This window comes from Williamsia sp. M5A3_1d, assembly GCF_053345315.1.
In genome coordinates, this window is the sequence record NZ_JBKEZX010000002.1 from 804,713 (window position 1) to 818,780 (window position 14,068).

At 68.9% G+C, this 14,068-nt stretch carries 14 protein-coding genes; 3 read left to right on the plus strand and 11 right to left on the minus strand.

Translation table 11 applies throughout. The features are described from left to right. Positions 1 to 9: 9 nt before the first annotated feature. Complete coding sequence (locus ACLBW1_RS11350; protein ID WP_447811922.1) at positions 10 to 1,416, minus strand: lipase family protein; 1,407 nt, start codon at positions 1,414 to 1,416, stop codon at positions 10 to 12. A 157-nt stretch (positions 1,417 to 1,573) separates the two neighbouring features. On the opposite strand from ACLBW1_RS11350, the gene ACLBW1_RS11355 reads away from it, so the two are divergent. Then, complete coding sequence (locus tag ACLBW1_RS11355; RefSeq protein WP_447811923.1) at positions 1,574 to 2,764, plus strand: PucR family transcriptional regulator; 1,191 nt, start codon at positions 1,574 to 1,576, stop codon at positions 2,762 to 2,764. Here ACLBW1_RS11355 and ACLBW1_RS11360 read toward each other — a convergent pair. The 3 genes from ACLBW1_RS11360 to ACLBW1_RS11370 all read right to left on the minus strand — a co-directional run bounded on the left by ACLBW1_RS11360 (position 2,718) and on the right by ACLBW1_RS11370 (position 6,678). After that, on the minus strand, positions 2,718 to 3,374 hold the full coding sequence (locus tag ACLBW1_RS11360) for a TetR/AcrR family transcriptional regulator (RefSeq protein ID WP_447811924.1): 657 nt from the start codon (positions 3,372 to 3,374) through the stop codon (positions 2,718 to 2,720). The genes ACLBW1_RS11355 and ACLBW1_RS11360 overlap by 47 nt on opposite strands. A 20-nt stretch (positions 3,375 to 3,394) precedes the next feature. Further along, a complete protein-coding gene (locus tag ACLBW1_RS11365; RefSeq protein WP_447811925.1) occupies positions 3,395 to 4,471 on the minus strand; it encodes an amidohydrolase family protein in 1,077 nt (358 codons plus the stop codon). A gap of 146 nt (positions 4,472 to 4,617) precedes the next feature. Further along, positions 4,618 to 6,678, minus strand: a complete 2,061-nt coding sequence (locus ACLBW1_RS11370; RefSeq protein WP_447811926.1) for an ArnT family glycosyltransferase — start codon at positions 6,676 to 6,678, stop codon at positions 4,618 to 4,620. A 141-nt stretch (positions 6,679 to 6,819) separates the two neighbouring features. Here ACLBW1_RS11370 and ACLBW1_RS11375 point away from each other — a divergent pair, with 141 nt between their 5' ends. After that, complete coding sequence (locus tag ACLBW1_RS11375; protein ID WP_447811927.1) at positions 6,820 to 7,311, plus strand: polyketide cyclase; 492 nt, start codon at positions 6,820 to 6,822, stop codon at positions 7,309 to 7,311. 75 nt (positions 7,312 to 7,386) lie between these two features. Here the strand turns inward: ACLBW1_RS11375 and ACLBW1_RS11380 are convergent, their stop codons facing one another. The 5 genes from ACLBW1_RS11380 to fgd form a co-directional block, all read right to left on the minus strand. Then, the gene (locus tag ACLBW1_RS11380) at positions 7,387 to 8,097 is read right to left on the minus strand and encodes an enoyl-CoA hydratase/isomerase family protein (protein ID WP_447811928.1); all 711 of its coding nucleotides are present in this window, start codon (positions 8,095 to 8,097) and stop codon (positions 7,387 to 7,389) included. A gap of 9 nt (positions 8,098 to 8,106) precedes the next feature. After that, the gene (locus ACLBW1_RS11385; protein WP_447811929.1) at positions 8,107 to 8,670 is read right to left on the minus strand and encodes a TetR/AcrR family transcriptional regulator; all 564 of its coding nucleotides are present in this window, start codon (positions 8,668 to 8,670) and stop codon (positions 8,107 to 8,109) included. Between the two features lie 11 nt (positions 8,671 to 8,681). Beyond that, positions 8,682 to 9,560, minus strand: coding sequence for a DMT family transporter (locus tag ACLBW1_RS11390; protein ID WP_447811930.1), 879 nt, complete (start codon positions 9,558 to 9,560; stop codon positions 8,682 to 8,684). A gap of 10 nt (positions 9,561 to 9,570) precedes the next feature. Then, the gene (locus tag ACLBW1_RS11395; protein WP_447811931.1) at positions 9,571 to 9,729 is read right to left on the minus strand and encodes a hypothetical protein; all 159 of its coding nucleotides are present in this window, start codon (positions 9,727 to 9,729) and stop codon (positions 9,571 to 9,573) included. 171 nt (positions 9,730 to 9,900) lie between these two features. Further along, positions 9,901 to 10,914: a glucose-6-phosphate dehydrogenase (coenzyme-F420) gene (gene fgd / locus ACLBW1_RS11400; protein ID WP_447811932.1), complete on the minus strand. Its 1,014-nt coding sequence runs from the start codon at positions 10,912 to 10,914 to the stop codon at positions 9,901 to 9,903. A gap of 188 nt (positions 10,915 to 11,102) precedes the next feature. Between fgd and ACLBW1_RS11405 the strand changes: the two genes are divergently transcribed. After that, positions 11,103 to 11,996, plus strand: coding sequence for an SGNH/GDSL hydrolase family protein (locus ACLBW1_RS11405; protein WP_447811933.1), 894 nt, complete (start codon positions 11,103 to 11,105; stop codon positions 11,994 to 11,996). A 3-nt stretch (positions 11,997 to 11,999) separates the two neighbouring features. On the opposite strand, the gene ACLBW1_RS11410 is transcribed toward ACLBW1_RS11405, so the two are convergent. Both ACLBW1_RS11410 and ACLBW1_RS11415 read right to left on the minus strand, forming a co-directional pair. Next, positions 12,000 to 13,295, minus strand: coding sequence for a sensor histidine kinase (locus ACLBW1_RS11410; protein WP_447811934.1), 1,296 nt, complete (start codon positions 13,293 to 13,295; stop codon positions 12,000 to 12,002). Positions 13,296 to 13,366: 71 nt separating this feature from the next. Next, positions 13,367 to 14,050 carry a response regulator transcription factor gene (locus ACLBW1_RS11415; RefSeq protein WP_447811935.1) on the minus strand — a complete coding sequence of 228 codons (684 nt, stop codon included), beginning with the start codon at positions 14,048 to 14,050 and terminating at the stop codon, positions 13,367 to 13,369. Positions 14,051 to 14,068: the final 18 nt, after the last annotated feature.

The following is a 14,068-nucleotide window of genomic DNA, read 5'->3' on the forward strand; positions in this document are numbered from 1 at the left end:
CCGCTCAGCCTATCGGCCGACGGGTTTCCCCAGCAGATCGAGGATGACCGGCGCGATCGAGGGCAACAGCGTCTGCCACAACCGGGGTGCGAGCAGGACGCTGCCGGCGTCCTTCGTGCGGCATCCGCGCGCGACGGGCACACCGTCGAAGCGGTCGGCGAGGAACCTGAGGAACAACGGGAGTCCGAAGATGTCGAGCGTGATGTGCTCGCTGAAGTGGTCGCGGAGGTACTCGATCCGGGCTTGCGGATCGTTGCAGTACTTGCGCACGAGAGCGTTGACCGGTCCCACGGGCACGAGGTAGTCGGGATTGGACTGGGTCATGAACATCGGGAAGTCCGGTGTCGCGTGGCCCATCGAGATCTCGGCGAGCACGTCACGTACCCGTGGATCGTCGAACGGTCGCGGAATCGAGAACAGCGACTCGATGTCCACGAACGGCAGCACCACCGCAGACGGCACCTGACAGAGGTTCTGCTTCGCCGCGACGTAGGCGCGACCAGCCGGTGTCAGGTAGCGCCGGAACAGGTCCTGCAGGACGGGATACTCGCGTTGGGCGCCGATGGCGCCGGCGAAGATGAGCCCCGAGCCGAGATTGCGGGTGTTGAGCCGCAGCGCCGCGCCGATGTCGGCGGGGATGCCGCCCTCGGCGGCTCCCACGATCCGCAGGTCGGGTGCATAGCTGCGGTGCAATTCCGCGGCGTGGCCGGTGGCGATGGCGCCACCGGAATAGCCCATCATCCCGACCGGCGTCGACCGCGACAGCCGCATCGGGGAGAAGTTCTCCGCCGCCCGGATGCCGTCGAGGGTGATCCGTCCCTCGAGAGGACCGGCACCGAACGCCTGGCGGGGTCCCTGGGTGTCGGTGATGACCACCGACCAACCCATCTCCAGTGCTGCCAGGGGCACCACGAACAGGGAGTTGGTCTCTATTGCACCGGCCAGTGGCCCCACCGACGCCAGTTGGGTGACGTAGGACGGTCGACAGTACTGACCGAGCGAGTCCTCGGCCGACTGGAACGACAGGAGCGGGCGATTGCGTGCGGTCGCACCACGCGGGCGCATCACCGTGGTCACCGCGGGGATCGCGGCACCACGCGAGTCCGACGAACGGAACGACAACTGCCAGGCATCCATGTTCAGGGGCAGCGCGGCGAAGAACGCGAGGTTCACGCGTCGGGCCGCGATGACCTCCCCCGGTCTCTTCGACTCCACGACCGCCTGCGGCGGCTGATAGAACCCCGGATCGAGCTCCGGCGGCAGCGGCGGGACGGGGAACGGCGGCGCGGGTGCGATCGTCGGCGGCGCAGGCGCTCCCGGTGCCGCCACCGCGGGCGTGACCGTCGCCATCAGCGCGCCGACACATATCGCCACCACGGCAATCCACGCGCCACACCGGCGTCCTGCTCGAATCATCGGAACATCAACTCCCCTGCACAGTGCCCCCGACGGGCTGTTGTGATCTGCGCTACACCACATCGCATTCGCCGCCGGACGGTCCATGGTCGTTTGCACAATCAATGATGCTCATCCGCTGTGCAACCGAACTGACTCTCCACCGAGCAGAGACACCGTGACCGATCGAGCGTCAACGATCCGGAAGCTCCACCACCGGGCCTCATCCGTCATCACGAGCTTCTCCTCGGCCTTGCCCGGATACGACGACGCACCCCGCGCCCTCGTCGAAGCCGACGTGGTCCACGGAATCCGGGTGAACATCGACCTGTTCTTCCACTACCTGTCGACCGGCATCATGCCGACCGACGCGCAGCTGCAGCCCGTCGTCGACCTCGCCCTCACACGTCACGCCGACGGCGTCGCCGTCGACGACATCCTGGGCGTGTATCAGACCGGGTCGGTGACCATCTGGGAACGGACGGCGGGCGAACTGGGTCCCGCCGATCACGCCCTCCTCATCGAGGCGACCACCGCGCTCGTCCGATACCTGACCGGTGTCACCGGGCGTATCGCGGCGGCCGTCCGGTCCGACTCGGCCCCCGAACACCATTGGGGCACAGCGGATGCACGGCGCGCGGTCGCGACGGCACTGCTCGACGGCGCCGCTCCCGGACCGTGGGCGTCGGCACGGGCCGGTCACATCGCCGAATCATTCTGCGTCTGTGTGCTGGTACCGACCAGCGGTGCCGATCCGGTCACGTTGCGGTCGGTGGTCACCACGATCACCGACATCCCCGGCGCGTTCGTGGTGGCCGACCACGACGGGTGGACCGCACTGGTCCCCACCACCTTCGGCGACCAGACGGGCGCTGCGACCGCACAGTCACTCGACGAGGCCCTCCCGCACGACGCGTCGTCGACGTTCTGGGCCGGCGTGTCGGCGCCGGCGACGCGGTCAGACATCCCTCGGGCCAGAACCGAGGCGGCACTGGTGTGTTCAGCAGCACAGACCGAGGGGCGCCACGATGAGATGTGCACCGGCGCGGGGGTGCTCTTCGGATTCACGATCGCGACGGCAGATAGGGCCCACCCCCACCTGCGGCGGGTGCTCGCTGCACTTCGCACCGATCCGATCCTGTACGAGACGCTGCGCACCCATCTCGCCGGGTCGTCGAACACCGTGACCACCGCCGCTCGGATGCATGTGCACCGCAACACGATCGGCTACCGACTCGCTCGTGTCGCCGCTGCGACCGGGCACGATCCACGCACCACCGAGGGTGGTTGGGTCCTGGGTGCCGCGATGCGTCTCGACGAACTCAGTCGAGCGGCGCCAACGCACGATGGGCGAGGCGACGGGCGGTGACCGCCGGCATCCCGAACGACCGCAGCAGGGTCTCGACCGATGCGTCGACGTCGGCGTCGGTGACCGAGGTCGGTTCGGCCAGCCAGGCGTGGACCAGCGCGAGCAGATGGCCACCGGTGATCGCCGTCGCCAGGGCGACGTCGTCGATGTGCAGCCGTCCCGCGGCGACCGCGGCGGCCAGGTCCCGGCGGGCCCGGGGGCCCAGGCCCGTCGGCGAGTCCATCAGGACGAACCCGTAGGAATCGATGATCTCGGCGGTCTGTCGGTGCGAGATCGCCAACCGTCCCGCGTGCCGGAACGACGTGGCGAAGGCCTCGGCGGGATCGTCCGTGCGGTCGGCGATGGTGTCGAGGTCGTCGCCGAGCACCTCGAGGATCTGCTCGACGGCCGCGTCGAACAGCGACTTCTTGTCGTCGAAGTGGTTGTAGAAGGTGCCGAAGCCGACGTCGGCGGTGGCGGTGATGTCGGCGATGCTCGCAGTGGCCGCGCGTCCGTCGGCGATGAGGGTGCGGGCGGCGTCGATGAGGGCCTGGCGGGTCTTCGCGCGGCGGCGATCGGTGCGGTTCGGGGCGGGGGGCGGCGCGGGGTCAGGTGTCTTCGCTGTCGCCACGACGGCGCCCTCCCCTCGGTTCACGACAGGCGCGATGCCAATCGGGGCAATTGTGCCAGCGCGTTGAGTCGATCGATGCGGTAGCGCTGCTGCGGGTCGAAGACCTCCCCGAGTGCGGGTGCCGGGTCGGCGCCGGTCTGACTGCGGTAGGTCAGTGCGCTGAACGGCCAGTCGGACCCGAAGACGATGTGGTCGATGCCGGTCACCTCCAACACGCTGCGCATCGCGGCAGGCGACGTCGACAGCGAGGTGTCGTAGAAGAAGTCGCGGATCGTCTCATCGGTGCCGAACACCGACACGTCGGGTGCGGCGGGAAACGCCTGACGCGGCGTCGACAGGCGCTGCGAGAGGAACGGCACGCAGCCACCGGCGTGAGCGAGGGAGAACCGGATGTCCGGATACCGATCGATGGTCCCGGTGGCCATCAGCAGGGCCGCGGCACGGGTGGTGTCGAAGGGGTATTCCTCGTAGAACGCGGGGAACGGCAGCTCCGGCCGGTTGCTCGGCGCGAGTTCGGCCGGATGCACGAAGACGAACGCAGACCGGGCGTTCAACGCGGCCATCACCGGCTCGAAGCGGGTGTCGCCGAGGTAGATCCCGTTGTAGTTGCTCAGCAACGCGACGCCGTCGAGCTTGCGGACGTCGAGGGCGTGGGTGATCTCGGCCAGCGATGCGGCGACGTCGGGCAGGGGAAGGAAGGCGAACCCGCCGAAACGGGTCGGGTACCGCGCGATCAGATCGGCCAGGTAGTCGTTGCAGTATCGGTTCATCGCGCGGGCCTGGGCGGGCGGGAGGAAGTTCACCCCCGGATCGGATATCGACAACACCTGCGTGCCGATGCCGTGGGCGTCCATGAACGCCAGTGCCTCGTTCGGTGACCACGAGGGCACCGGGACGAAGGACCGCAGGGTGTAGCCACTCGCCTGCAACGCCGACCGGTAGCGGGGTGGGAGGAAGTGCGCGTGGAGGTCGACGCGGTACCGACCCGACCCCGTGGGCCCGGGATCGGCGGCCGCCGTGGACGTCCCATGCCCGAGCCCGGCGACCACCCCACCGGCGGCCAGTGCGGTGATCGCCTGGCGGCGTGTGACATCCATGAACAGCCCCTACGTCCCGATCGATTCTGATGATTCGATCAGTTCGCATTCAAGCACGGGCCGTCCATGAACACAACAGACGTTGAGACACCGACACCGGCGGTCACGAGGGTGACCACCGGTGTCGTCGCATCGGGCCGACGTGCTCAGGTGAGCTTGTAGACCGTCTGCCCACCGACCGTGGTGGCGGTGTAATGCTCGGCGACCCAGGTGGAGATCTCCGAGGCGCTCGAACTCGACCCGCCCGGACCACCGCCCTGACCGCTCGCTATGTAGTAGCCGATCTTGCCGTCCTGCACGTAGGAGATGAACTCCGCCAGCGTCGGGGTGGGATCGCCACTCCATCCGCCGATCGCCATCACCGATGTGCCACTGGCGATCTCGATTCCCGACGCCGACTGCGAACCATTGGTCGCCGCAGCCCACTTCGTGGTCGTGGCCTCGAGCAGCGTGGTCAGCTCGGCGCTCGTCGACCCTCCCATGCCGCCACCCGCGCCGCCGGTGCGCTGTGTGGGCGTCTGGGTCTGGCCCTGCGACTGCGTCGCCGTGCCTCCGGGCGCGCCCGAGGGCCGCTGGCCGCCGGCACCGCCGGCGTCACTTCCGCCCGGTGCGCCGCCACCGCCCGGGCCGCCCATGCCACCCGAGGAGTCGGCGGTCTGCACCGCGGTCGGGATCGAGCCGGTGTGTTCGGTTGCCGCCGTGGCGACACCGAAAGCGGCTGAGGCGCTGAACCCGGCGAGAACGCCGACGAGCACCGCGGTGGCGACCGCCTTGCGGAACCCGAGTCGGCCACCGACACCGACGACCAGGACGGAGATCACGGCAACCGTACCGATCGACCAGCGCGTCCAGACCGGTCCGAAGTCAGCCCGGTTCAGCAGGACGACCGACCATCCGGCAGCGAGGATGATCATGGCGGACAATGCGATCCGGCCGTCCCAACGGTCACGCCGACTCCAGGCGAACACGCCGCCGAGACCGACGAGCGCTGCGATCGCGGGTGCGAGCGCCACGGTGTAATACGGGTGGATCGTGCCGCTCATGAAGCTGAAGATCGCGCCGGTGACGATGAGCCATCCGCCCCACATGACGAGCCCGGCCATCTCGGTGCGCGACAGGCGCGTGGTCTCACGGCCGCGGATCAACTGTCGCACAACGAGATACGCACCGAAGACGAGGACGAAGAGGGCGACCGGCAACAGCCAGGAGATCTCGTACCCCATCTCCGAGCCGAACAGTCGGTTCAGTCCGGTGGCACCACCGAAACTCGAACCGGCAGCACCGTTCCCGCCCATGCCACCGCCCCCGCCGCCACCACTCGCGCCGAAGATGCGGCCGAGGCCGTTGTAACCGAGTACGAGGTCCATCACGGTGTTGTCGGTGGAACCGCCGATGTAGGGGCGCGATCCGGCCGGCCACAGTGCGACCACGAGAACCCACCAGCCGGCGCCGGCGACCAACGACATCGTCGCGACGACGAGCTGCCCGATCCGCGTGAGCCACCCGGTGTTCGCGAGCAGCAGGTACGCCAGACCGAATGCGGGCAGTACGAGCAGGCCCTGCAGCATCTTGGTGAGGAACGCGAATCCCAGCGCGACGCCGACCAGCGCCAACCACCTCCCCGACCCCGCGGCAATCGCACGGATCAGGCAGTACGCGGCCGCCACCATCAGCAGCACCAGCAGGGCGTCGGGGTTGTTGAACCGGAACATCAGTGCGGCGGCCGGCGTGAACGCCAGCACCGTCCCGGCGACGAGGCCGGCGACCTGGCCGTGGCGTGGGTTCGACACCGTGCGTCTCACCGTCGCGTACAGCAGGAACACCGCGAGGACACCCATCAGCGCCTGCGGCACGAGGACGGCCCAGCTGTTCATCCCGAAGATGCGCACCGACAGTCCGGTGACCCACAGCGACGCCGGGGGCTTGTCGACGGTGATGAAGTTCTGAGCGTCGAGAGAGCCGAAGAACCACGCCTTCCAGCTGGTGCCGCCGGCCTGCGCGGCCGCGGCATAGAAGCTGTTCGCGTAGCCGTTCATCGACAGGTTCCACAGGTAGAGCACCGCGGTCACCACCAGCAGCAGCCGCAGCGGCGCCCGGGTCAGCAGGCGGGAACGGGAGCTCTGCGGGGTGTCGTGGACGATCCGATGGCGACCACCATCGGGGTCCGGATCGGCGGGCGGACGTGCCCGGTCGACAAGGGTGGTCATGATGCCTCCGTAAGGGTCTCCGACCGGCAGACGCCGATCGGTACGTTCCTCACGATGTCCGTTCTGTCTCCTCCGGGGCTGGACGGATGCTGGGAGGTCGCTGGGAGCGCATCGCGCGTCGCGCGCTGGTAGGAACGGGTGATGATCGGTGACCGGTGGGGTGTGGACGCGTCGGAGACCTCGCGGCTCTTTCCGTGCGACGACATCGTGTCGACGCCGGTGCTGCGGGCGTGGCGGGGTGTCACCGTGCACGCGCCGGCCGAACGCGTGTGGCCGTGGATCGGGCAACTGCGTCTCGCGCCCTACTCCTACGACTGGGTCGACAACCTCGGTCGCCGCTCCCCCACCGAGTTGTCGGGTCTACCGGAACCGGTTGTGGGAGAACATTTCATGTCGTGTGGCGGACGACCGCTGGGCGAGATCCTCGACGTGGCTCCGGGCGAGTCGCTGACCGGTGAAATCGCCGGTGCGGTGATGTCGTACGTGCTGGTACCGGCCGGCGAGCGCACCCGACTGCTTCTCAAGATCGTGATGGCGCGGGGGCGACTCATCGCGCCGCTGGTGTCGGTCGGCGACCTGGTGATGGCGCGCCGGCAACTGCTGAATCTGAAGTCTCTCAGCGAGAACGACTGAGAAACCGCACTGAGCGGGTCGGCATCGCCGTGGGGAGGACGCCGGACCGCTGGGTGCAGGATCTCAGCAGCGGGCTCAGCTCTCGGCGATGGCGGCCTGGCCGCCGACGCCGCTGACCGTCGCGCGCAGTCCCGCGGCCGTCCGGGCGTACATCGAGGACTTGATCTCGCCGATGGTGCGCCCGCGGGTGTGCTTGTTCGCGTGGGCGTACGCGAGCGCGGTGGGCAGGACGTCGTCGAGAGTGGCTGCGGCGTCGACGATCCCGAGGTCGTGGGCCTGCTGTCCGCCGTACCGCTTGCCCGTCACGAGCATCTCGTGGTTGACCCGCGCGGGCACCTTGTCGCCGACGAGCATCACGCTGCCCGGGGCGTAGCTCGCGCCGATGGTGACACCGGGCATGCAGATGTAGCCACGGTCGGATCGCATCACGACATGGTCGTGGGCGAGGGCGAACAGCGCGCCACCACCGAAGGCGTGACCGGCGACGGCGGCGACCGTCGGCATCGGGAACACGAGGATGCGCGCGAGCAGTTCCTGCACGCTCTGGATGTACGGGTCGACCTCGTCGACGTGGGTGAGCACCCAGCCGGTGTCGAGGCCGGTCGAGTAGAACTTGCCCTCGTTGGTGGTCACCAGCGCAGTGGGGCCCTCACTCGCCTCCACCTCGTCGAGGAGCGCGTTGATCGCCTCCACCTGGGGCGGTCCGAAGACGTTCTCGTCGTCACCTCCGCCCTCGTCGCCGAGGTGGAGCACGAAAACGCTGTCGTCACGGGTCAGATGGGCCACAGCCCCACCCTAACCACCCAGCACGGCTCGGCAGACGAGGTCGGCCACCTGATCGTCGGTCATCGAACTGCCGGGGACGAGCATGTGCGAGTAGACGACCCGCGCGGCGAACTCCGACGCCGCGCGACCGTCGGGGTACAGGGCGCCGGCGAGAGCGGGCTGGGCGTCGAGGTCGGGAAGGCAGCGCTGCACGATCACGTCGACGATCGTGGTGTCGGTCGCGCGGTCGGGGCCGCTCGCCACCAGTGTCGACACCAGCTCGCCGGGCTCGTTGCGGAGCAGGTACTGCAGCGCCTCGTGCTCGCGGATATAGGCCAGCGTCTTCGTGACGAGGGTGTGGACCTTGTCGTGCGGGCTGTCGACGGCGAGCATCCAGCCGTCCATGCGGTCGTGCAGCGTCGACACCTCGCGGTCGACGATGGCCGCGAGCAACTCGTCGCGCCCGCCGAACATGCGGTACGCCGTCGCGCGTCCGACGCCGGCGTGCCGGGCCACCGAGGTCAGGCTCAGGGCCTGGGCGCCGAAACGCGACACCACCGACACCGCCACGTCGACCATGCGCTCGCGATCCATGACTGAAGACGTTAAGCGGTACTTGCGCGGCGTCGCGAGATGGCGACACCGGTCAGGCACATCGCGCCGCCCACCAGTCCCAGCAGCGTCGGTACCTCGCCGAGGGTGACCCACGACAGGAGAATCGCGATGGCCGGGACGGTGAGGGTGGTCGCGGCCATCTTCCCGGCGTCGGTGCGGGTCAGCGCATACGCCCAGGTGGTGAACGCGATCGCCGTGGGGCCGATGCCGAGGAACACCACGCCGGCGATCTGTCCCGCCGAGGCATCGGCGATCTCTCCGACAGCCTGCGGTGCGAACGGGACCGTGACCAGCAGACCGGCGAGGCACCCGACCCAGGTGGCGGTGATCGCGTCGACCGAGCGCAGTGCGACCTTCTGCATGAGGACGCCCGCGGCGTAGAGGACGGCCGTCACGAGTCCCAGGGCGACGCCGAGCCCGTCGTTCGATCCGCTGCCGCCACTGCCACCGAAGGCGATGAGCAGGACCCCGGCGAAGGCGATCACCATTCCGACCACGAGCGGTCGCGGGAACCCTTCGGCCATGAACAGGCCCGCGAACACCGCGACGATGATCGGCGCGAAGTTCACCAGGAGCGCCGCGGTACCGGCGTCGAGGTGTTGCTCGGCCCAGTTCAGGAGCACGGTGTAGCCGCCGAACCAGGCGACGCCGTAGCCGATCACCAACACCAGCGCCCGGCCCCGGGGAAGCGGCCGTCGATAACGCAGCGCGATCAGTGCCAGGCCGGTGAATCCGACGGCGAGTCGCCCGAATGCCAGTGCGCCGGGCGAGAAATGGTCGCCGACCGAGCGGATCACCACGAACGACGACGCCCACAGCAGCACCGTGACGACGGCCGCGAGGACGGCGGGGTTCGGGCGAGCGGTCACCCGGGAGAACCTATCGGGTGCGCTCACCTGCCACGTTGGCGGCGGTCAGATCGAGGGACTCGTAGGCGTGGTCGTCGTCGCGGGTGACGAGGTACGCGGTGAGCACCACCATCGACCAGGTCGACAGCACGAAGGCCTGGATCACGATGAGCAGGGGAAGAAACGACATGGGTCACGGCTCCTGTGGAGATCGGGGCCGACCGCTCTCGGAGAGGCCGGGCCCAGGGAGTCGACTCTGACTCAGTTGGTCACGAGATCCCCACGGTAGGGACCGCAGGCGTTCTCGTCGACCTCGCGAGGCCACCCTGTGACGAGCTCGACACCCGCGGTGAGCAGGTGCTCAGCCGAGCTTGCGCAGCCGCGGCTCGAGATCGTTCTGGAAGTTGGTCAGGAACCGCTGCTGGTCGTGACCGGGTGCGTGGAACACCAGGTGGTTGAGTCCGGCGTCGGTGTACTGCTTCACCTGCTCGACGGCCTCGTCGGGGTCGGAGGCGACGATCCACCGCTTCGCGACCTGCTCGATGGGGAGTTCGTCGGCGAGACGCTCCATCTCCGTCGAACTGTTCACGCTGTGCTTCTGCTCCTGGGTGAGCGACAGCGGCGCCCAGAACCGGGTGTTCTCCAGCGCCAGCTCCGGGTCCGGGTCGTAGGAGATCTTGATCTCGATCATCTTGTCGATGTCGGCGACGTCGCGCTCGGCCTTGCCCGCACCCTCAGCCACCGCGGGCAGAAGTTTCTCGGTGTAGAGCTCCATGCCCTTGCCGGAGGTGCAGATGAAACCGTCGCCGGCGCGTCCGGCGTAGCGGGCGACCACCGGGCCGCCGGCCGCGACGTAGACCGGGACGGGCGTGGAAGGGATGTCGTACATGTAGGCGCCCTGGGTGGAGTAGTACTCGCCGTCGAAGTCGACCTGCTCGCCGGTCCACAGCTCGCGCATGAGCGCGATGGCCTCGCGGAGACGGGCGAAACGCTCCTTGAACTCGGGCCATTCGCCGGTGAACCCGGTGGCGTACTCGTTGAGCGCCTCGCCGGTGCCCACGCCGAGCATGATGCGGTCGGGGTACATGCACGCCATCGAGGCGAAGGCCTGTGCGATGACCGCCGGGTTGTAGCGGAACGTCGGGGTCATCACCGAGGTACCGATCTGGACGCGCTTCGTCCGCTCGCCCACCGCGGCCATCCACGCCAGCGAGAACGGGGCGTGGCCACCGTTGTGCCGCCAGGGCTGGAAGTGGTCGCTGACGGCGACCGAATCCATGCCGTGCTCCTCGGCCGAGACCGCGATCTCCACGAGTTCCCGGGGATCGAACTGTTCGGCCGATGCCTTGTAACCGAGTCTCAGCTGCTGCGCCATTGCACTTCTCCTCCACCGGGGTACCGCCGTCGGCACTCGACTCCTGCCCCCAACCTAGCGTCACGGCGTCGGTCGGACATGCGTGCGGTCTCGATGCGATCAAACATTCTTCCGGCCAACGCCTTCCGTGATACGAATCGAACGTTGTCCTCCGTTCGGAGGACACCACGTTCACGGGAGGTTCGTACATGCGCACTCGGGTGCTCGCAGCGGTCGGAGCGGCCGCAGTGGTGGTCGCGGGGCTGGTCACCACGCCGGCGTGGGCCGCCCCCGGCCCGCTACCGAATCCGTCACCGACCGCCACCTACTACGTGTCGCTGGGCGATTCGCTGGCCGCCGGGTACCAACCGAACACGAAGACCGACGAACCCGTCTCGTACACCGACCGCATCTACGACGCGCTCAAGGCGTCGGACCCGAACCTCGTGCACGTGCGGCTGGGATGCAGCGGGGAGACGACCGCGACGATGATCGACGGCGGTCGCTGCACCTACGCCGGGGCGTCGTCGCAACTCGACCAGGCGACCCGGTTTCTCACCGCGAACCGTGCGCGCGTGAGGTTCGTGACCCTCGACATCGGCGCCAACGATCTCTACCGCTGTCTCAACGGATCGGTCACCACCGGCTCCTCGGCGCTGGGGATCCCCGACGTGGGCTGCATCGGCGGTGCCCTGCAGACGGTGGGCACCAACCTGTCGACCATCGACGGTCGCCTGCGGGCCGCGGGCGGACCCGGGCCGCGCTACGTGGGCATGAACTACTACACGCCGCCGCTGCGACAATGGATCGACAGCGCGCAGGGCAAGGTGTTCGCGCAGGCCACCGCGGCGGCGGACAACATCTTCTCGAACACGATCCGCTTGGCCAACGCCGCCAACGGGTTCGCCACCGCCGACGTGCTGAACGCCTTCTCCAACAACGACGCCGTCTCGCAGGTCGCCGTCGACGGCTTCGGGCCACTGCCGAAGAACGTCGCCCGGATCTGCCAGTGGACGTGGGGATGCACCCAGTACAAGGACATCCACGCCAACCCCACCGGCCACCGCGTCATCGCCGACACGTTCCTGCCGCTGCTGCGGTAGCGGTCAGCGAGAAGGCGAGAGCGGGAGGTCGAGGCGGAACGTCGCGCCGACACCTGCGGGGGATGCGACCAGGACGAGGTCGCCGCCGTGCGAACGGGCCAGACCTCGCGCGACGGCGAGCCCCAGTCCGGAACCCCCGGACCGGCGATCGCGTGCGGCATCGAGTCGGACCATCCGCTCGAAGATCCGCTCGCGGTCGGCCGCGGCGACACCGGGCCCGGTGTCGCTGATCTCGAGATGCGCCCATCCCGGCGTCGCGTACACCGATGCGGTGACCGCGCCGCCGGGCGGTGTCGACTGACAAGCGTTGTCGACGAGGTTCGCCACCACCTGACTGATACGGCCGGCATCGGCGACCAACGGTGTCTCCTCGCCCTGCGCGGTGACCGCGATCTCGGGGTGGATCACCGACACGCGGGCGACCTGATCGGCGACCAGCGTCAGCAGTTCGGTGGGTGACGGGCTCAGCGTCAACCCGGCGTCGATGCGCGCCATGTCGACCATGTCGTCGACCAGCCGGCCGGCGCGACGTGTCTCCTGCACCAGCAGCAGACACAACTGTTCGCGATCCTCGACGGGGGTGTCGCGGTCGGCCTGCAGGAGTGTCTCGGCGATGGCCGCCACGCCGGTGATGGGGGTGCGCAGTTCGTGCGCGGCGTCGGCGACGAACCGCCGCACCGATTGCTGCGCGGCGCGTTCGCGGGCCTCGGCGCCCTCGAGCGAGTCGAGCATGTCGTCGAATGCCGCTGCCGTACGGCCGAGTTCGGTGTCGCGGCGTCGAGGGGACAGCCGTCGCCCACGGTGGCCGCGACTGATCGAGCGCGCCAGACCGGTCATCGTGTCCAGCGGGGCGAGTGCGTAGCGGACCGCGAACCACAGCAGCGCCGCGGTGAGCAGGAGCGCCACGATGCCTGCGATCGCCATACCCCACAGCAGTCGGGTCTGCAGCCGGTCGAGGAGGCGGTTGTCGACGGCGAGGGTGAGTTCGGCACCCTGGGTCCACGCGCGGCCGCCACGCAGGCGCACCACCCGACGTTCTTCACTCTCGTTCGGCGACAGCGGCCTTCCCACCACCGTGCCGTCGGCGAGGATCAACTGGGCGCGGACCGAGCGGCCGTCGATGCGGGTGAGGAACACCTCGGGCCCGGTCGCCGTACGCGCGAGCTGACGTGCGTAGGCGATGCGGTCGGTCAACAGGTTGTTCACGTCGCGGTGCGAGACGGCGGTGAACAGCGTTGCGGTGGTCACGATCACGGCGATGAGGACGATCGAGAGGACACCGAGGCAGATGGCGGTCACGCGAAACCGCAACGACCTCGTCTGCAGCCGTGGGGATCCGGTGACGTCGGGCCCGGCCGCGTCGTGGTGGATCACGGCGACCTCTGGGGACGGGCGCTGTCGAGGGTGTAGCCGCGGCCACGCTCGGTATGGAGCAGGCGCGGTCCGTGTTCCTCTAGCTTGCGGCGCAGCGCGCTCATGTGCACCTCCACGAGGTTGGGGTCGTAGTGTTCGTACCCCCATACCGCGGTGAGGATCTGGGTCTTGGTGAGCACCCGTCCGCGCCGCCGCGCCAGCACCACCAGCATGCGGAACTCGGTCGCGGTCAATGCGATCGGGGTCCCACCGCGCACCACCACGGCGGCGTCGGGGTCGATCACGAGGTCGTCGACGTGGACGATCGAGGCACCCCGTCCGCGGCGGCGCAGGACCGCGTTGACCCGGGCGACCAACTCCGCCATCTCGAACGGCTTGATCACGTAGTCGTCGGCACCCTCGGTGAGGCCGCGCAGCCGGTCACCGACGGCGTCGCGGGCGGTCACCATCACGATGCCGGCGTCGGTGCGCCGCCGGACGATCTCGAGCAACGCGAACCCGTCGGACCCCGGGAGCATCACATCCAGCAACACCACGTCGGGCCGGAACTCGCCCAGGTCGAGTTCGATACGCGCACCGTCGCCGCGGGCCAGCACCGAGTGCCCGGCATCGGTCAGCGCGGCCGTGATGGCCACGCGGATCGACGTCGAGTCCTCGACGAGCAGAACCGACGAACCCATCAGCCCATGATGCCCTCG